This window comes from Streptomyces sp. NPDC088124 (assembly GCF_040685895.1).
Classification (GTDB): Bacteria; Actinomycetota; Actinomycetes; order Streptomycetales; family Streptomycetaceae; genus Streptomyces.
In genome coordinates, this window is record NZ_JBFBJB010000026.1 from 69,571 (window position 1) to 88,753 (window position 19,183).

The 19,183-nt window shown below is 68.9% G+C and carries 13 protein-coding genes; 5 read left to right on the forward strand and 8 right to left on the reverse strand.

The features are described from left to right. Positions 1–45: 45 nt before the first annotated feature. The gene (gene ngcE / locus AB0P17_RS22335) at positions 46–1,494 is read right to left on the reverse strand and encodes an N-acetylglucosamine/diacetylchitobiose ABC transporter substrate-binding protein (RefSeq protein WP_365813491.1); all 1,449 of its coding nucleotides are present in this window, start codon (positions 1,492–1,494) and stop codon (positions 46–48) included. A gap of 408 nt (positions 1,495–1,902) precedes the next feature. Between ngcE and AB0P17_RS22340 the strand changes: the two genes are divergently transcribed. Continuing rightward, positions 1,903–5,784, forward strand: coding sequence for a GH92 family glycosyl hydrolase (locus AB0P17_RS22340; protein WP_365813493.1), 3,882 nt, complete (start codon positions 1,903–1,905; stop codon positions 5,782–5,784). A gap of 64 nt (positions 5,785–5,848) precedes the next feature. On the opposite strand, the gene AB0P17_RS22345 is transcribed toward AB0P17_RS22340, so the two are convergent. The 4 genes from AB0P17_RS22345 to acnA form a co-directional block, all read right to left on the reverse strand. After that, positions 5,849–8,125 (reverse strand): tetratricopeptide repeat protein, encoded by a 2,277-nt coding sequence (locus AB0P17_RS22345; protein ID WP_365813495.1) that lies wholly within the window; start codon positions 8,123–8,125, stop codon positions 5,849–5,851. A gap of 147 nt (positions 8,126–8,272) precedes the next feature. Then, on the reverse strand, positions 8,273–8,902 hold the full coding sequence (locus tag AB0P17_RS22350) for a DUF6879 family protein (protein ID WP_365813497.1): 630 nt from the start codon (positions 8,900–8,902) through the stop codon (positions 8,273–8,275). Then, complete coding sequence (locus AB0P17_RS22355; protein WP_365813499.1) at positions 8,895–9,164, reverse strand: hypothetical protein; 270 nt, start codon at positions 9,162–9,164, stop codon at positions 8,895–8,897. Before AB0P17_RS22355 ends, AB0P17_RS22350 begins: the two co-directional genes overlap by 8 nt. Positions 9,165–9,399: 235 nt before the next feature. After that, positions 9,400–12,114: an aconitate hydratase AcnA gene (acnA, locus tag AB0P17_RS22360; RefSeq protein WP_365813501.1), complete on the reverse strand. Its 2,715-nt coding sequence runs from the start codon at positions 12,112–12,114 to the stop codon at positions 9,400–9,402. Positions 12,115–12,348: 234 nt separating this feature from the next. On the opposite strand from acnA, the gene AB0P17_RS22365 reads away from it, so the two are divergent. Continuing rightward, positions 12,349–12,837: a hypothetical protein gene (locus AB0P17_RS22365; protein ID WP_365813503.1), complete on the forward strand. Its 489-nt coding sequence runs from the start codon at positions 12,349–12,351 to the stop codon at positions 12,835–12,837. A 296-nt stretch (positions 12,838–13,133) separates the two neighbouring features. Beyond that, entirely contained in the window at positions 13,134–14,663 is a 1,530-nt protein-coding gene (locus AB0P17_RS22370) for a UDP-N-acetylglucosamine 1-carboxyvinyltransferase (protein WP_365813505.1), read from the forward strand. A 159-nt stretch (positions 14,664–14,822) separates the two neighbouring features. Here AB0P17_RS22370 and AB0P17_RS22375 read toward each other — a convergent pair whose 3' ends face one another. From AB0P17_RS22375 to AB0P17_RS22385, 3 genes are all read right to left on the reverse strand, one after another. Then, positions 14,823–16,043: a tyrosine-type recombinase/integrase gene (locus tag AB0P17_RS22375; RefSeq protein ID WP_365813507.1), complete on the reverse strand. Its 1,221-nt coding sequence runs from the start codon at positions 16,041–16,043 to the stop codon at positions 14,823–14,825. Between the two features lie 85 nt (positions 16,044–16,128). Continuing rightward, positions 16,129–16,434, reverse strand: a complete 306-nt coding sequence (locus tag AB0P17_RS22380; protein ID WP_365813509.1) for a helix-turn-helix domain-containing protein — start codon at positions 16,432–16,434, stop codon at positions 16,129–16,131. Between the two features lie 188 nt (positions 16,435–16,622). Beyond that, positions 16,623–16,883 carry a helix-turn-helix transcriptional regulator gene (locus AB0P17_RS22385; RefSeq protein ID WP_365813512.1) on the reverse strand — a complete coding sequence of 87 codons (261 nt, stop codon included), beginning with the start codon at positions 16,881–16,883 and terminating at the stop codon, positions 16,623–16,625. A gap of 257 nt (positions 16,884–17,140) precedes the next feature. On the opposite strand from AB0P17_RS22385, the gene AB0P17_RS22390 reads away from it, so the two are divergent. Together AB0P17_RS22390 and AB0P17_RS22395 are read left to right on the forward strand one after the other, a co-directional pair. Further along, positions 17,141–18,025, forward strand: a complete 885-nt coding sequence (locus tag AB0P17_RS22390) for a hypothetical protein (RefSeq protein WP_365813609.1) — start codon at positions 17,141–17,143, stop codon at positions 18,023–18,025. A gap of 107 nt (positions 18,026–18,132) precedes the next feature. Beyond that, positions 18,133–18,726: an ATP-binding protein gene (locus AB0P17_RS22395; protein ID WP_365813514.1), complete on the forward strand. Its 594-nt coding sequence runs from the start codon at positions 18,133–18,135 to the stop codon at positions 18,724–18,726. The last annotated feature ends 457 nt before the right edge of the window (positions 18,727–19,183 follow it).

A 19,183-nucleotide genomic window follows, 5' to 3' on the forward strand; every position in this document is an offset into this window, starting at 1 on the left:
CGGGAACCCCGGCCCGTCGTACGGGATCCCCGGACGCTTCCGCCGCTACCGGTGCTTGTAGTGCTTGATGGAGGTGTCCTTGGCCGTGGCGTCCGCGAACTCCTGGCACTTCTTGACCGCCTCGGCGGGCGTCATGCGCCCGGCCATCATCTCGCCGAGCACGCCCACCCCGATCTTCTGCTTCTGCAGTTCGACGTACCAGTCCTGCATGCGCGGGTTGAGCACGTTGTCACCCGCCTTGGCGAGCGCGTCGACACCGGACTGGAGCGCGGTGGAGAGGGTGAGCCCGTCGGTGCCGCCGTTGAACGCGCTCAGCGACTTCACCTTCGACGTGAAGTTCTTCGAGGACGCCTCGCTCAGCATGATGCGGAGCTGCTCCATGCCGCCGTCCGGGTTCTTGGCCTTGGCGGGCACGATGAACGGCTCGCCGCCGGAGGCCCACAGCGTGCCGAACGGCAGCTTGTCCGAGCTGTCCAGGCTGGACGGCGCGGCCACCTTCATCTGGAAGTCCTTCGGGGTGGTCTTCGCCGCCTCGTTCTCCACCCAGGAGCCGTTGGGGAGGAAGAGCGCCTGGCCCTCGGTCCACGCGGTCTGCGACTGCGTGTGGTCGAGACCGGGGGTGCCCTGGAGGATGTACCCCTTCTTGAACAGCTCGAAGTACGCCTCGAACGCGGACTTCACGGCCGGGTGCTTCCAGGCGTTCGGCTCCAGGTTGTCGATGGCGTCCAGGACCTCAGAGCCGCCGATCTTCCCGATGAACGGGGAGAGCGAGAAGGGGAGGTAGTACGGGTACTTGCCGGCGTACGTCCATCCCGCGATGCCCTTCTTCTTGGCCTTCTCGCAGAGGGCCAGCATCGCGTCCCAGTCCTCGGGGTACGCGGCGTCGAGCTTGTCGAGGGCGGTCTGCGAGTACCAGACGCCGTACACCGTGTAGGCGTAGTACATGATCCAGACCGGGTCGCCGTCGAGCTGGCCCATCTCCAGGACGCCGGGGCGCAGCGTGTCGCGGACCTTCTTCGACGGGTCGTCGTACGACGGGGCGTCCATCAGCGGGGTCAGGTCGGTGAGCTGCTTCTTACCGGCCAGGACGCCCATGTCCATCTGCTCGGCGCCGGAGTTGTCGATCAGGTCGGGCGGGGTACCGCCGTTGAAGCGCGGCGACAGCTCGGACTGGATCTTCTGGGTGGAGCCGAACTTCACCTTCGCCTTGGGGAAGGCCGTCTCGTACTGCTTGACGGCGTCCGTGGCGTACTCCGTACCGAATCCGCCGTTGAACAGGACGAAGTCGAGCGGCGCGCTCTCGTTCACCCCGAGCGGGTTCTTCTCGGACGTCTTGCCCTTCTCGACCTTCTTGTCGCTGCCGCTGTCGCTGCTCGCGCAGGAGGCGAGGAAGCTCATCGTCGGGACGGTGATCAGCCCGATCGCGGCGGACCGCTTGATCACATCACGACGGCCGAGGCCCGCGTTGTCGTTCCGAGCGGAGGTGGATCCCATGCTCAAGTCCTCGCCTTCTCCAGGACTCAGGCGGTGTACCGGTCGCCCGTCCTTCTCACCTGAGGAGAAGGGCTCCGCCACCGCGGTCGATTGAAGCTGGGTCGTGCAGGAATGCTGTGCTCGATCATGTTCGGCCATCACGGCGGACGCCGACAGGTATAGTCCATTTCCTGTCAACTGAGCAAGATCAAAAGCGAGTTTGGACGGCAGTCTTTCCCTAGTTGAGACCTCCCGGACACGCACGCCGGTTGCGTACGGATTCGACGGCACCGGCGTTCGACCCGCGCCCGGTTCCGGACACGCCATCCTTCCAACACCCTTGACACCACTGTGCACTTAGCCCCTACTGGACCTGCCCGTCTGGTTTGACAACGTTGTCCGACTCGGTACGCAGGAGGAAAGCTCGGTATGCAGCTCAGACCCGGACTCCGCCCCGGACCATGGCATTCGGCCGCCCTGGTGGCGGCCGCCTCACTGCTCGTCGTCACGGCCCAATCCGCCGTCGCGGCCCAGTCCGCCGGGCCGCGTCCGGCGGACAGAGAATTCACGTCCTCGTTCGAACAGGAGGAACCCCAGCCGGACTGGCGTAACACCGTCGAGGTGGGAGCCGACGGCGAGAAGCGGTCATCCGGTGTCGACGGCGGCTTCACCAACGGGATTCCGGGCAATGTCACCGACCGGGTGGTGGACCTGCGCGCCAGCGGGGAGAACACCGGCTCCGGCGAGACCAAGGAGAACCTGGTCGACGTCCGGTCCGCCACGAAGTGGCTGGCGTTCACGCCCACCGCCTGGGTCGAGTTCGACCTCGACGAGCCGGTCAAGGTCGTCACGTACGCCCTGACCTCGGCCAACGACCACGCGGAGCGCGACCCCCGGGACTGGACGCTCCAGGGTTCCACCGACGGCAAGGAGTGGAAGGACCTGGACACCCGTAAGGACCAGGCCTTCCCGGAGCGCTTCCGGACCGTGTCCTACGACATCGACCCGGCGGCCGCGGGCGCCTACCGGCACTACCGGCTGGACATCACACGGAACAACGGCGCTTCCGACGCGACCCAGTTGGCCGATGTGCAGTTCTCCGACGGCGGCACGGACGCCCCCGCGCCGCAGGACATGCGCACCCAGGTCGACCGGGGCCCGGCCGGCTCCCCCACCGCCAAGTCGGGCGCGGGCTTCACCGGGAAGAGGGCGCTGAAGTACTCGGGCACGCACCGCGCGGAGGGGCGCGCGTACTCGTACAACAAGGTCTTCGACGTGAATGTGGCGGTACGGCGTGACACGGCGCTCTCGTACCGGATCTACCCCGCCATGGACGGGACGGACCTGAACTACCCCGCCACCAACGTGTCGGTGGACCTCGCCTTCACCGACGGCACCTATCTGAGTGAGCTGAACGCGACCGACACCCACGGCGGGGCGCTGACCCCGCAGGGCCAGGGCGACGCCAAGCGGCTCTACGTCAACCAGTGGAACCAGGTGGACGCCAGAATCGGCCAGGTCGCGCAGGGCAAGACCGTCGACCGGGTCCTGGTCGCGTACGACTCCCGTAAGGGACCGGGGGAGTTCGAGGGATGGCTCGACGACATCACCCTGGCGCCCAAGGCGGCCGAGAAGCCGCTCGCCCGGCTCTCCGACTACGCGTCCACCACCCGGGGCACCAACTCCAGCGGCTCGTTCTCCCGCGGCAACAACTTCCCCGCGACCGCCGTGCCGAACGGGTTCAACTTCTGGACGCCGGTGACCAACGCCGGGTCGACGAGCTGGCTGTACGAGTACAGCCGCGGCAACAACGCCGACAACCTCCCCACCCTCCAGGCGTTCGCCGCGAGCCACCAGCCGAGCCCGTGGATGGGCGACCGGCAGACCTTCCAGTTCATGCCGTCGGTGGCGGAGTCCACCCCGAACGCCTCCCGCACCGCCCGCGCGCTGCCCTTCCGGCACGAGAACGAGACCGCGAAGCCGTACCGCTACGGGGTGACCTTCGAGAACGGTCTGAAGACCGAGATGGCCCCGACCGACCACGCGGCGATCGTGCGCACCACCTATCCGGGTGACAACGCGAGCATGATCTTCGACAACGTCTCCAACGCGGGCGGGCTCACCCTCGATCCGGCGACCAGCTCCTTCACCGGCTACTCCGACGTACGGAGCGGCCTGTCGACCGGCGCGACCCGGCTCTTCGTCTACGGCGTCTTCGACGCGCCCGTGACGGCGAGCGGCAAACCGACCGGCGGCGGGGGCGCGGACGTCAGCGGCTATCTGCGCTTCGACGCCGGCGCCGACCGCACCGTCACCCTGCGCCTGGCGACCTCGCTGATCAGCGTCGACCAGGCGAAGAAGAACCTCGCCGACGAGATACCGGCGGGCACCCGCTTCGAGCGGGTCGAGGACCGGGCCCAGCGCGCCTGGGACGACATCCTGGGCCGGGTGCGGGTGGAGGGCGCGGACCACGACCAGCTCACCACGCTGTACTCCAGCCTCTACCGGCTCTACCTCTACCCCAACTCCGGTTTCGAGAACACCGGTTCGGCCGCCAGGCCGAAGCAGCAGTACGCCAGCCCCTTCTCACCGAAGGCGGGCACGGACACCCCGACGCGGACGGGCGCGAGGATCGTCGACGGTGAGGTGTACGTCAACAACGGTTTCTGGGACACGTACAGGACCACCTGGCCCGCGTACTCCTTCCTCACCCCCAAGAAGGCGGGGTCGCTGGTCGACGGCTTCGTCCAGCAGTACAAGGACGGCGGCTGGATCTCCCGCTGGTCCTCCCCCGGCTACGCGGATCTGATGACCGGCACCAGTTCGGACGTGGCCTTCGCGGACGCGTACGTCAAGGGCGTTCCCTTCGACGCGGAGGCGGCGTACGAGGCGGCTCTGAAGAACGCGACGGTGGCGCCGCCGAGCGCGGGCGTGGGCCGCAAGGGGACCGAGACCTCGCCGTTCCTCGGCTACGCCTCGACGGAGACCCACGAGGGCCTGTCCTGGTCGCTGGAGGGCTATCTCAACGACTACGGCATCGCGAAGATGGGCGAGGCGCTCCACAAGAAGACGGGGAAGGCCCGCTACAAGGAGGAGTCGGCGTACTTCCTCAACCGCGCGCAGAACTACGTCTCGCTCTTCGACAAGGACGCGGGCTTCTTCCAGGGCCGGAACCTGAAGGGCGACTGGCGGCTCCCGTCGGCGTCGTACGACCCGAGGGTGTGGGGATACGACTACACGGAGACGAACGGCTGGGGCTACGCGTTCACGGCCCCGCAGGACTCGCGGGGGCTGGCCAACCTGTACGGCGGGCGCGCGGGTCTGGCGGAGAAGCTGGACACGTACTTCACGACGCCGGAGACGGCCGAGGCCGAGTTCAAGGGGTCGTACGGCGGCGTCATCCACGAGATGACGGAGGCGCGCGACGTACGGATGGGCATGTACGGCCACTCCAACCAGGTCGCCCACCACGTCACGTACATGTACGACGCGGCGGCGCAGCCGTGGAAGACCCAGGAGAAGGTCCGCGAGGTGCTGGGCCGGCTCTACGGCGGCAGCGAGATCGGCCAGGGTTACCACGGTGACGAGGACAACGGTGAGCAGTCGGGGTGGTTCCTCTTCTCGGCGCTCGGCTTCTATCCGCTGGTGATGGGCAGCGGGGAGTACGCGGTCGGCTCGCCGCTGTTCACGAAGGCGACGATACGGATGGACAACGGCCGCACCCTGGTCGTCAAGGCGCCCAAGAACAGCGCGAAGAACATCTACGTACAGGGCCTGAAGGTCAACGGGAAGAGCTGGAACTCGACGGCGCTGCCGCACGAGGTGCTGGCGCGGGGCGGCACGGTGGAGTTCGCGATGGGTCCGGAGCCGTCGTCCTGGGGCACGGGCAAGGGCGCTTCGGCCGCCGGCGCGGGCGGCAAGGGCCGCGACGCGGCGCCGGTCTCGATCACTCAGGACGACAAGGTGCCGTCGCCGCGCACCGACGCCCTGACGGGGCCGGGCGCGCTCTTCGACAACACCTCGCGGACGGAGGCGCCGGTCGAGTCGGTGGAGCTGCCGGTGGCGTCGTCCACCGAGGCGGTCCAGTACACGCTGACGTCGGCCACGGCGGCGGGAGCGCCGAAGGGGTGGGTGCTGCAGGGCTCCGCGGACGGCACGACGTGGCGGACCGTCGACACCCGGTCGGGTGAGTCCTTCGCCTGGGACCGGCAGACCCGGGTCTTCACGGTGGCGAAGCCGGGCGCGTACCCGAAGTACCGCCTGGTGACCGACGCGCCGGCGACCCTGGCGGAGGTGGAGCTGCTGCGCTGACGCTCCGTCGTACGGGAGGGGCGGGTCACCGGAGGAGGTCCGGTGACCCGCTTCTGCCTGCGGGTCACGCCTGACGGGCCGCCGCCAGATCGCGCTCGACACGATCCCGCAGGGCCGCCGCCCGGGGGTCGTCGTAGCCGTCGAGGAGTCGCAGCGCCTCGGTCCAGTGGTTCACCGCCGCCGCCGGATCGTCGCCGAGCCGGGTGGCCGCGAGCCCGTCCAAGGCCTGCGCCTCGTCCCAGGTGTCGCCCAGCTCCCGGTGGGCCGTGGCGGCCAGCCGGTGGAAGTGCGCGGCCTCCTCGTCCCGGTCGAGCCGACTGTACGTGAGGGCCGCGCCGTGCCATGCCTGGGCTTCCCTGCTGCGGTTGCCGAGTCGGCGCTGGAGCGTGGCGGAGCGCTGGTACGACTCCAGGGCGTCCGCCAGGGCGCCGCTCGCGCGCTGGGCGTCGCCCAGCGGCAGCAGCCAGTACCCCTCCAGCCGGTGGTCGCGCAGCGCGAGGGCGATGTCGACGGCGGCCCGGGCGGAGCCGAGGGCCTGCTCCGTCTCCCCCTGCTCGCGTTCGATCTGGCTCAGGAGGCGCAGGATGTTGCCCTCGCCCCGCTGGTTCTCCAGGGATCGGTGGGCCTCCAGCGCCTGCCGGGTGACGGCGGCGGCCTCCGGCAGCCGACCGGCCCGGTAGTGGGTGCTGGCAAGGTTGGAGAGTACGGTGGCCGCCCAGTGGGCGGAGTCCTGTTCATGGAAGACGGCAATGGCCTGCTCGAAGTGGTCGGCGGCCTGCGTCAGTTGGCGGTTGCGGAGATGGACGAGACCGATCAGGTTGAGCGCATGGGCCTCGCCGAGGCGGTCCCCCAGCTCGCGCCGGATCAGCAGGGCACGGCGGTGGCTCTCGTGGCTCTCGGCGAGGCGGTTGATCCGGGTGTAGCTCATGCCCATCTCGGTGAGCAGTCCGGCTTCCGCGTCGCGGTCGCCCGCCCGGTGCGCCGCCTCAAGGCCGAGACGGCCGACAGCCAGCCGGTCCGCGGCGGGAGCCGAGGGGAAAAACGCGTTCGCCAGGACGGTGGAGAGCTGCCAGACCAGCCGGTCAGGTCCGATGGCGGCGGCGGAGCGCACCGCCTGAAGCATATTGGTGTGGTCCCGCTCCGCCCAGTCGACGGCGGCGTCGTAGTCCGGAAAGCCCAGGGGCCGTACCCCCTCCATCGGCGCGGCGAGGGCCAGATGGGGCGCCGCGGGGCTGATCCAGCTCTGCGCCGCGTCGGCGGTGTGCAGATACCAGTCCAGGACGCGGTGGAACGCGGCTTCGCGCTCCACGGGAGCCTCCTCGTGCTGAGCCTGGTCGGTGGCGTAGGCGCGCAGCAGATCGTGGAACTGGTAACGGTCGGGCGCGGTCTGTTCGAGCAGATGAGCACCGACCAGCGAGTCCAGCAGCTGCCTGGTGCGGCCGGCCGTCAGGGCGGCGAGAGCGGCGGCGGCGTCAAGGCCGAACTCGGGGCCGGGGTGCAAGCCAAGTAACCGGAACAACCGTGCGGCCTGGTCGGGCAGGGCGCGGTAGGACCAGGCGAAGACCGTGCGGACCGCTTCGGCTTCCTCGTCGTCCCCGGTGCTGAGGGCGTCCCACAGGGCGCTCTCGTCCCGCAGGTCGGCGATCAGGTCGTCCAGCCGCATGTGCGGGTGGCTCGCGGCGCGTTCGGCCGCGATACGCAAGGCCAACGGCAGCTGGGCGCAGAGCCCGGCCAGTTCGGTGAGCTTTCCGATGTCGTCCTGCGGCCGGTACCCGGCGGTGACGGTGCGCAGCAGGGCAACGGCCTCCGGCTGAGGCAGGGTGCCGAGCGTCAGCCGGCGCGCTCCGTCCCGGACAGCGAGACCGGCGAGCCGGCTCCGGCTGGTCACGACCACCAGGCAGTCCTTGCTGCCGGGCAGCAGGGGACGGACCTGGGCGACCGTGGCAGCGTTGTCAAGGACGATCAGCATCCGGCGATCAGCCAGTAACGACCGGTACAGAGCGGCGGCGGCATCGGGGTCCTGGGGCAACGCCCCGGAAGGCACGCCCATGGCGGGCAGGAACCGGTGCAGTGCCTCCTGGGCGGTCACCGGCTCCCCGGGGTCGTAACCGCGCAGATTGACGTAAAGCTGCCCGTCGGGGAAGCGGTCCTGGACCTGATGGGCCCAGTGCAGCGCGAGCGAGGTCTTGCCCGCGCCGGCGGTACCCGCGATGACGCAGACCGAGATGACCAGCGGATGGCCGTCGTCGTCGGCCAGCACTGCGTTCAGCTGGTCGAGTTCGTCCGTGCGGTTGACGAATTGTCTGACGTCGGCGGGGAGTTGTCGTGGTGTGGGGTTCATGGTGCCTCCCTCGCCCCGCGGGCCGTGGCCATGGAAGTGAATTCCTCCGGTCACGTTTCCGGCTTGTACGACATCACGGGAGTTCCCGGACAGGTCGTTCCGGGACCTGCCCGAGTAGTTCTCGCCGTTTCTGGACTCGTTGATCGCCTAATCCGCCTTCATCGTCGGAGGGGGCAGGTGGGCCACCTCGCGATCGAAGTAGTTCCTCACATCCTCACCCACCCGGTAGAGTTCCCTGATGTAACTTTCCCAGCATCCGATGATGTCGGGGTCGGTATAGCGGATCGCGCCGTTCGGGACGCCCGCATCGGTGTAGAGAACCCGGTACAGCACGTCCCCGCCGAGGATGACCAACTCGGGAAGAAGGCCACCGCTCTCCGAGGGGGCCACCAGTCCGGCATCGACCACGCGGACCCGCATTCCGCATTGCGCCTGCTGCCTCAGAGAGTTCAGTTCCCACTGCAGATACGGCGTCGGCGGCTGCTCGACCACCCGTACCCGGTGGAACAGGGAGTTACGACGCTCGTCCTCCCGGACGGCGGCGAGAAGTTTCTCGCGCCGCTCTTCCATGAGCCGCAGCGATTCCGCCCAATCCCCCCGCGAGAGCGCGTCACGGCTGGGGCTGCCCTGCTCCTCGAAGTGCTGCCGGCGCTCCAGCTTCCACGAGTCCCGGTCGTGAATCGCCGCATCCCGCTCCCGGAATTCCCGCTTGTAAACCTCTCGTACGAGCCTCTCACCCAGTTCGGGGAGGAGAATCGGTGCACGCAGGTCAAGCATCGGCGATGTCCGGTTTCGCCGCGCTGAGCATGTTCCCGGGAATGACGACCAGCCGCTCGTCCGCGGCCAGAGCCACACCCACCGGAAGTCGCCGAGCGTAATGAGAGGTGAGGTCCCTGCCGATCACGGCAATGTCACCGTTGTCGAGCTGCCAGATGTCCGGGCATTCATCCGAACCGTCGGAATTCCCGAGTTCTTTTGCCGACTTGCCCAGCCGGTGGGCGAATAAGGCGGATGGGTCGGCCTCCCAGGCACGTTCCACGCTTACCTCCGCGACGAATTGGTTGAGTGCGCAACTGCCACCCATTGTATATGCGGGCGGTTACGCAGAGCAACGTACGACTGGGTCAGGTTCTCGCCAACACGTTCCCCCCGCAACTGGAACGCGGGGACGTCGGCCGGACCGGGAGGGCGGTGGCACGCGCCGAGGGCCGTGCCCCGTACACGAACGTACGGGACACGGCCCTCGGCCATGTGATCGGCGGGCGCCGTGAGCGCTACTTGCGGATCAGGCTGCGCAGCACGTACTGCATGATGCCGCCGTTGCGGTAGTAGTCCGCCTCACCCGGGGTGTCGATGCGGACCACCGCGTCGAACTCCACACCGGTGTCCGTCGTCACCTTGACCGTGCGCGGGGTGGTGCCGTCGTTCAGCTCCGTGACGCCGGTGAAGGAGAAGGACTCCTCGCCCGTCAGGCCCAGGGACTGCGCCGAGGCGCCCTCCGGGTACTGGAGCGGGAGAACGCCCATGCCGATGAGGTTCGAGCGGTGGATGCGCTCGTACGACTCGGCGATGACGGCCTTCACGCCGAGCAGCGCGGTGCCCTTGGCGGCCCAGTCGCGGGACGAGCCGGAGCCGTACTCCTTGCCGGCGAGGACGACCAGCGGGATGCCCTGGTCGATGTAGTTGCGCGAGGCGTCGTAGATGAAGGAGACCGGGGCTCCGTCCACGGTGAAGTCGCGGGTGTAGCCGCCCTCCGTGCCCGGCGCGATCTGGTTGCGCAGGCGGATGTTGGCGAACGTGCCGCGGATCATGACCTCGTGGTTGCCGCGCCGGGACCCGTACGAGTTGAAGTCGCGGCGCTCGACGCCGTGCTCCGTCAGGTACGCGCCGGCCGGGGTGTCGGCCTTGATCGCGCCCGCCGGGGAGATGTGGTCGGTGGTGACCGAGTCGCCCAGCTTGGCCAGGACCCGCGCGCCGCTGATGTCGGAGACCGGCGTGGTCTCCATCGTCATTCCCTCGAAGTACGGGGGCTTGCGGACGTAGGTGGACTGCGGGTCCCACTCGAAGGTGTTGCCGGTGGGGATCGACAGCGCCTGCCACTGCGCGTCGCCCGCGAACACGTCCTGGTAGGACTTGCTGAACATGTCCTCACCGATGGCGTTGGCCACGACGTCGTTGACCTCGGCCTCGGTGGGCCAGATGTCCTGGAGGTAGACGGGCTTGCCGTCCTGGTCGGTGCCCAGGGCGTCCTTGGTGATGTCCACCTTCATGGAGCCCGCGATGGCGTACGCGACGACCAGCGGCGGGGACGCCAGGTAGTTCATCTTGACGTCGGGGTTGATCCGGCCCTCGAAGTTACGGTTGCCGGAGAGCACCGAGGTGACCGCCAGGTCGTGCTCGTTGACCGCCTTGGAGACCTCCTCGGGCAGCGGGCCCGAGTTGCCGATGCAGGTGGTGCAGCCGTAGCCGACGAGGTTGAAGCCGACCTTGTCGAGGTACGGGGTCAGACCCGCCTTGTCGAAGTAGTCGGTGACGACCTTCGAGCCCGGGGCGAGGGTCGTCTTGACCCACGGCTTGCGGCTCAGGCCCTTCTCGACCGCCTTCTTCGCGACCAGCGCGGCGGCGACCATCACGTACGGGTTCGACGTGTTGGTGCAGGAGGTGATCGCGGCGACGGTGACGGCGCCGTGGTCGATCTCGTACGTCGAGCCGTCCGGGGCCGTGACCAGCGTCGGGCGCGTCGGCACCCCGTTGGCGGAGGCCGGGGCGTCGGAGGCCGGGAAGGACTCCTTGCCCGCCTCCTCGTCGTCGGAGACGTAGTTGCGCACGTCCTCGGCGAACTTCGCCTTGGCCTCGGCCAGGATGATGCGGTCCTGCGGGCGCTTCGGGCCGGCGATGGAGGGGACGACCGTGGAGAGGTCCAGCTCCAGCTTCTCCGAGAAGTCGGGCTCGGCGGCCGGGTCGAGCCAGAGGCCCTGCTCCTTCGCGTACGCCTCGACGAGGGCGACCTGCTGCTCGTCACGGCCGGTCAGGCGCAGGTACTTCAGCGTCTCGTCGTCGATCGGGAAGATCGCGGCGGTGGAGCCGAACTCCGGCGACATGTTGCCGATGGTGGCGCGGTTGGCGAGGGATGTCGCGGCGACGCCCTCGCCGTAGAACTCGACGAACTTGCCGACGACGCCGTGCTTGCGCAGCATCTCGGTGATCGTGAGGACCAGGTCGGTGGCGGTGGTGCCGGCCGGCAGCTCGCCGGTCAGCTTGAAGCCGACGACACGCGGGATGAGCATCGACACGGGCTGGCCGAGCATCGCGGCCTCGGCCTCGATGCCGCCGACGCCCCAGCCCAGCACACCCAGGCCGTTGACCATGGTGGTGTGCGAGTCGGTGCCGACGAGGGTGTCGGGGTACGCCTGGCCGTTACGGACCATGACCGTACGGGCCAGGTGCTCGATGTTGACCTGGTGCACGATGCCGGTGCCCGGCGGGACGACCTTGAACTCGTCGAAGGCGGTCTGGCCCCAGCGCAGGAACTGGTAGCGCTCGCGGTTGCGGCCGTACTCCAGCTCGACGTTCTGCGCGAACGCCTCGCGCGTGCCGAACTTGTCGGCGATCACGGAGTGGTCGATGACCATCTCGGCCGGCGCCAGCGGGTTGATCTTCGCCGGGTCGCCGCCCAGCTCCTTCACGGCCTCGCGCATGGTGGCGAGGTCCACCACACAGGGCACACCGGTGAAGTCCTGCATGATCACGCGGGCCGGCGTGAACTGGATCTCCTGGCTCGGCTGCGCCTGGGAGTCCCAGGAACCGACGGAACGGATGTGGTCGGCGGTGATGTTCGCGCCGTCCTCGGTGCGGAGCAGGTTCTCCAGCAGCACCTTCAGGCTGTAAGGGAGGCGCGCGGAGCCCTCGACCTTGTCCAGCCGGAAGATCTCGTACGACTCGTCACCCACGCGCAGCGTGCTGCGGGCGTCGAAGCTGTTCGCCGACACGACAGTCTCCTTCATCAATGTGCACGTACTACGTCATGCTGCCGCCACGGCTCCTCACCGATCCGCTAAGGTAAGACTTAGTTAGGTAACCCTTACCGATTGGGCGGCCGCGGTACGCCTTGGGCGGATATCTCGATGTCGAGATAACTCTAGTACATGACCGCCGCCGGGTCATGCCCCGGTCCGGCCGACCGCTCCCATCGCCGACGGGGGGGGCCGGTGGAGAATGGATGCGTGATCGGTGACCGTTGGGGTGTATCCGACAGCGAGATCCTGCGCTCCTACCCGTGCGATGACTTCGTCACCTCACCCGCGCTGCAGGCGTGGCGGGGCGTGGGCGTCGAGGCGCCTGCCGAAGAGGTGTGGCCGTGGGTCGCACAAGTGAGGCTCGCGCCCTGCTCGTACGACTGGATCGACAACCTTGGCCGCCGCTCACCTCGCGAGCTGGTAGGCATTCCGGACCCCCAGGTCGGCGAAAAGTTCACTACCGCCGGCGGGCGCGCACTGGGCCGGATCGCCTCGGTCGAACCGGGGAATCAACTGACGGGCGCCTTCATGTCCTACGTCCTCGTGCCCCAGGATCACGATACGACGCGCCTGCCGCTCAAGGTCGTCATGCAAACCAGCCGCCGGGCGGCCCTCGGCCTGCCGGTCGGCGATCTGATCATGGCTCGACGGCAGTTGCTGAACCTGAAGCACCTCGCCGAGCGGCGCCGGCGTTGAGCCGGACATGGGCAGAGACCCCCTTGCCCGCCGGGCCAGGACCACGTACCGGAACAGTGGGCCCGGACACCGGCCGCGCGCCCGGCGCCCCCGCCACGACCCACCCGCGCACCAACCCGCCGGGCGCGCCGTGCGACGCCCCGAACGGCCGCGCCCGGGTGGCCGCCCCGCCCGGCCGGGCGCATGATGGGCCGGCGGCGGCCGGAGGGCGCGACGCACCGGGACCGCGGGGGCGCGACACCCCGACAGCCCACCCCAGCACGGCACTTATCTCACATGTGAGATAACCTGTCGCCATGGCAGACGATTACCTCGTACGCATCGGCAAGCTCATCCGTGACGCCCGGCAACACCGGGGATGGACCCAGAGCCAACTCGCCGACGCATTGGCCACGAGCCAGAGCGCCGTGAATCGCATCGAGCGCGGCAACCAGAACATCAGCCTTGAGATGATCGCGCGCATCGGCGAGGCGCTCGACAGCGAGATCGTCTCGCTCGGGTACGCCGGACCGATGCATCTGCGGGTCGTCGGCGGTCGCCGGCTCTCCGGGGCCATCGACGTCAAGACGAGCAAGAACGCGTGTGTGGCGCTGCTCTGCGGCTCACTGCTCAACAAGGGGCGTACGGTGCTGCGCCGCGTGGCGCGCATCGAGGAGGTCTTCCGGCTGCTGGAGGTGCTGAACTCCATCGGCGTCCGCACCCGCTGGATCAACGACGGTGTGGACCTGGAGATCGTGCCGCCCGCCGTGCTGGACCTGGAGGCCATCGACGCGGAGGCGGCCCGCCGCACCCGCTCCATCATCATGTTCCTCGGGCCGCTGCTGCACCGGATGGACACCTTCCGGCTGCCGTACGCGGGCGGTTGCGACCTCGGCACGCGCACCATCGAGCCGCACATGATCGCGCTGCGCCGCTTCGGCCTCGACATCGCGGCGACCGAGGGTCTCTACCACGCCCAGGTCGACCACGCCGTGTCGCCGGACCGGCCGATCGTGCTGACCGAGCGCGGGGACACCGTCACCGAGAACGCCCTGCTGGCCGCGGCCCGGCACGACGGCGCGACCGTCATCCGCAACGCCTCGTCCAACTACATGGTCCAGGACCTCTGCTTCTTCCTGGAGGCACTGGGCGTACGGATCGACGGCATCGGCACGACCACACTGACCGTCCACGGCGTGCCCTCCATCGACGTGGACGTGGACTACTCCCCTTCCGAGGACCCGGTCGAGGCGATGAGCCTGATCGCCGCCGCCGTCGTCACCGAGTCCCAGCTCACGATCCGGCGCGTCCCGATCGAGTTCCTGGAGATCGAGCTGGCGGTGCTGGAGGAGATGGGCCTCGACCACGACCGCTCGGCCGAGTACTGCGCCGACAACGCCCGTACGCGGCTGGTGGATCTGACCGTACGGCCGTCGAAGCTGGAGGCGCCGATCGACAAGATCCACCCGATGCCGTTCCCCGGCCTGAACATCGACAACGTGCCGTTCTTCGCGGCCATCGCGGCGGTCGCCCAGGGCCAGACGCTGATCCACGACTGGGTCTACGACAACCGCGCCATCTACCTCACGGACCTCAACCGTCTCGGGGGGCGTCTCCAACTCCTCGACCCCCACCGCGTCCTGGTGGAGGGCCCGACGCGCTGGCGCGCCGCCGAGATGATGTGCCCGCCCGCGCTGCGTCCGGCGGTGGTCGTGCTGCTGGCGATGATGGCGGCGGAGGGCACGTCCGTACTGCGCAACGTCTATGTCATCAACCGGGGGTACGAGGACCTGGCGGAACGGCTCAACTCGGTGGGCGCGCAGATCGAGATCTTCAGGGACATCTGAGGCGAAGGTGCCGCCGCACCCCATCTGACCAGCTGAAACGCCGGATCGGAGGGGGTGCTGCGGCACCCGTGGGACTTCTCTGGGACTTTGGGACTGTGGCGACCGCGCCGGGGCGTCGTGTCCGCTCCGGCCGCCGGACATCACGCCGCCGCTGCGGCGCTACGAGAAGACCGCGTCGATGGCGGCGCTGCCCCGGGCGCCCGCGCGGGGCAGGAAGTGCGCGTACTTTCGGAGCGTGAACCCCGGGTCCGAGTGACCGAGCCACTGGGCGAGAGACACGACGGACTCGCCGGCCTCCAGCTGCTCGGAGGCGTAGAAGTGGCGCAGGGCGTGATAGCCGTGTTCCCGGGAGGGCTCCCAGACACGCGCTCCGTCCGGAGCGTTCTCCCGCAGCGGCGCGATGACGCCGGCCTCGGCGAGAGCGGGCTTCCAGACGTAGGAGTTGAAGTAGTTCCGGTTGACCGCCTTCCGCTCGCGTCCGGCCGCCAAGAGGTGGTACGTCCTCGGCCGACGGTGCTTGGTCTCCACGGCGGTCTGCGGCGGCCTCGGGTCATCCCACGGCAGAGTGACCGGCACGGGCGCGAAGAGATCGATGTGCCGCCAGATCGCCTTGGCGACGCTCGGAGGCAACGGCACGTCACGGACCTTCCGTCCCTTGGGCAGGGCGAAGCACAGCTTCGTCCGTACCATCTTGACCTGCCGCCGCACCTCGACAACCCCCTGGTCGAAGTCGAAGTCCTCCTTGGCCAGGCCGAGCGCCTCGCCCTGCCGGAGCCCGAGCCCGGCACCGATCTCCACGAGGATCCGGTACCGCTCCGGCAGCGCCACACGCACGGCGAGTACGCGCTCGGGCGGCCACGCTTCGACCCGCCCGGGAGCGGCCGCCGGAGGACGAACGGTGCTGGCCCGACAGGGATTGCGTCCCAGTCGACGATCCTCGACGGCTGCCTGCAGGATGCTGGAGAGCGTCGCCCATACGAGGCGGATGGAGGTGGGACCGAGGTCGCTCTCCAGCCGCTTCTTCCACCCCCGCAGGACCTCCGTCCCGACACTGTTGAGGGGCAGTGCGCCGAGGTGGGGCACGATGTGCCGGCGGACTCGCTGTTCGATGCGCTCCAGAGTGGACGGATCGCCGCTCTGGGTAGGCCACCAGCGGGTGGAGATGTACTCCCGCAAGATCATGGTTCCGTCGCGCGGATCGACGAACTCTCCTCGGCTCGCGTCTGTCTGGGCCTGTGCGAGCCACGTCTTGGCATCCTGAAGGGCGTGGAAAGAGCGGTCCTTGACCCCCGGGATCCCCTTGACCCGGTAGCGGGTCGACTTGCCGTACAGGGCCGTTCGTTCGCGCTTGCCCGTGGTCGGGTTGGGTCGCTTCTTCAACCAGCGGTCTTCGATGTAACCAGGCAGGGGAACTCCTCGCAGGAGATGGGCAGCGGATGCCTGCTGCCTCGTGGCCTTGGATGTGTCAGGCGTCGGCGACGCGGCCGGTCTTGTGCCGGAGCGGTGCGGCAAGGGGGCTCAACGCGGGGTTGGAGCGGGAGTCGGCGCGCTCCTGCTCACGGATCCAGGTGTCGAGGGCCTTCCGGCGGTACATGACGCGTCCCCGGGCTCCCATACGAAAACTGGGCGGCCCCTGTCGCCTGTGACGCCAGACGTAAAGGGTGTGCGGCGACAGGCCGAGGTATTCCGCAGCGTGTTTCACCGTGAGAAAGGAGGAAGCTTGAGGAGCGGGCAGGGAAACAGGCGGAGTAGGAGACGAATCAGCAGACATGGCCAACTTCCTGTGGAGGCGCAGTCACGCTCGCGTGTGTTCCGGTGCGGCCTCTCGGAAATACCTCCTAAGACGTCGTGATTGTGCGCCCGAACCGGAAAGGCGTGACTGCCGGGGGTGCTTAATGGTCCGAAGGATCGCCGGTTTGGCCAACCGGCGATCGTCGGCTATATTCCGCCGCTTCCGCCTTAGAGGGGTGCGTCGGCATGACCAAGGAGTGCCTGCGGGGCCACTCCGAGGGCGGCGGCGATGGCCGTGAGGTCGTCGACGTCGCAGCGTCTGACCTGGCGTTCGATACGCGAAAGCTGGGTGAAGGTGAGAGGCCGACCAAGGTCGGTGACGCGGTCGGCGAGCCGGCGCTGCGAGTAGCCGCGGGTGGCGCGCAGGCGCGCTATGGCCTGTGCGGCGGCTTGTCCGGCGGGGCCGATTTCGAGAGGACGTGGCGGCATTGGTGTGTTGTAGCTTGCTTTCCCGAGCGGGGGAAGCGGTTCGGTGTCTGCCGTGAGCGATGCACGGGAGGGGTCGGAATCCGACCCCTGTTTCCGGCCACTGTTTCGAGGTTATGGTTTTCCGGCCCCGGGCGCGAGTAGTACAGAGTTTTAGAACCAACTCTGGACTTATGCGCCGTGGGTGTGGCTGTGTTGTCCACACGCCCCGGCACGATGCCGGGAAGCATTCCACATCGCGACGAAGGTGGTCGATCGACATCGCCCGTATCCGCACCATCAAGCCCGAAGCGTTCTCCTCCGAGTCGCTGGCGATGGTGTCCCTCTCCGCCGAGCGGACCTTCTTCGGGCTGCTCACGCAGGCCGATGACCACGGCCGGTTCCGCGACCAAGCCGCGGTCATCGCCGGCCTGCTGTGGTCGCTGCGTTCCGACCACGGCCCCCTCGGCGTCGAGGAAGACCTCACCCAGCTCCACGACGCCGGCCTGATCTGCCGCTACCAGGGCGGCGACGGCAAGCGGTACCTGCACATCGTCACCTTCGCCCGCCACCAGAAGATCAACCGGCCCAGCGGCGTACGCCATCCCGACTGCCCGCACCACGATCTCGCCCGTAGGCCCGCACCGAGGACGGACGGAGGTCTCACGGAGCACTCCATGAGCACTCAGGGCGGCACGGCAGGCCCGCCCGCCGAGGAAGCCGCAGGTCAGACGGGATGTGGTGAGTCCTCATCGTCGACTCACGGAGGGCTCACGGAGGGAACCGTGAGCCCTCACGGTCCGGATCTAGGACCTAGGATCATGGATCTAGGATCTGGATCGGGGAGCGGGAGCGTCCCCGCTCCCACTCCCGCGCCCGCCTCGGCCGAGGTCCTCATCAGCGAGTACGTCGATGTGTGCGCCAAGAAGCCGCCCTCCGCCTTCCTGACCCGCCTCGAGCGTCAGGTCCGCGCCCTGCTCGCCGACGGTATGGATACCGACGATGTCCGCGCCGCGCTGACCCGACAGCGGATCAAGGGGCTGGACGTCAGCCTGCTGCCCAGCCTGGTCAACGACGTCATGAACGCAGGCCCCTCGCACAGCACCCCACGCCAGGCGTGGACCAACCCCGCCGACACCGCCTCGGCCTACGGAGGACAGCTCTGAACACCGCCACTGGCAGCCGCAGACGCCCACCGCAGGCCATCGGTGCCGTCGCAGCCCGCCTTGAAACGCTCCTCACCGCCCGCGGCATCGACCCGGCAGCCACGGTGGTGGCCCCGCCCGACGAACCGGTCACCGCCCTGGAGCTGGCCGACACCCGCATGCCCGCCCGCTACCGCGGGGCGCTCGCCGACCACCCTCAGATCACCGCCTGGGCCGACCGGATCGCCCGAGCAGGGCGCCCCGGCCCGGCCGGCGCACCCGGCATCGCCGAGGGCGGCTCCCTGCTGATCGTCGGGCCCACCGGCACCGGCAAGACCCACCAGGCATACGGCGCCATCCGCGCCCTCCTCTCCCGGGGCGTCCGGCTGCGCTGGGAAGCCATCACCAGCGCCGACCTCCACGCCCGCCTGCGCCCCCGCGCTGGCCATGACACCGAGCGCGAGATGCAGGCACTGGCCCGCTCCCCGCTGCTGCTCCTGGACGACCTCGGCGCGGCCAAGTCCAGCGAGTGGACCGAGGACCTGACCTACCGGCTCATCAACCACCGCTACGAACACCTGCTCCCCACCCTCATCACCACCAACCTTCCCACCGACGACCTCCGCGCCACTCTCGGTGACCGCGTCGCCTCCCGCCTCGCCGAAATGACCGAACGCGTCATCCTCACCGGCCCCGACCGCCGACGCCGCACCCCCGGGTGAACCACCCGTTCCGCGCGGAACGCTCCGCTTCCCAGCAAGCCGCGACAAGCTCCGAGCCCCCTCGGGGACCGAACACGGCAGAGCGGGGACCGGTCCCCAGCCACAGTGGGGACCGGTCCCGGGAACGACCGCCGTAAGCATCGGGGACCGTCCCAGGACCGAACACGACCACCACGCAGGGACCGGAAGCAGCCAGCGGGGACCAGTCCGCCAACGGACCGATCGGACAGCGGGGACCAGACGCCGAACAACAGCAAGCCAACGGCCCAGAAGCACCCTGGTCCCCGGAACACGACCCAACACCAGTCGCTTAAGGGGACCGAAACTACCTCCCCGTCCTCCCCAACCGGGGGACGGGGACCGGGGACGGGGACCGGGGACGGGGACCGGGGACGGGGACCGGGGACGGGGACCGGGGACGGGGACCGGGGACGGGGACCGGGGACGGGGACCGGGG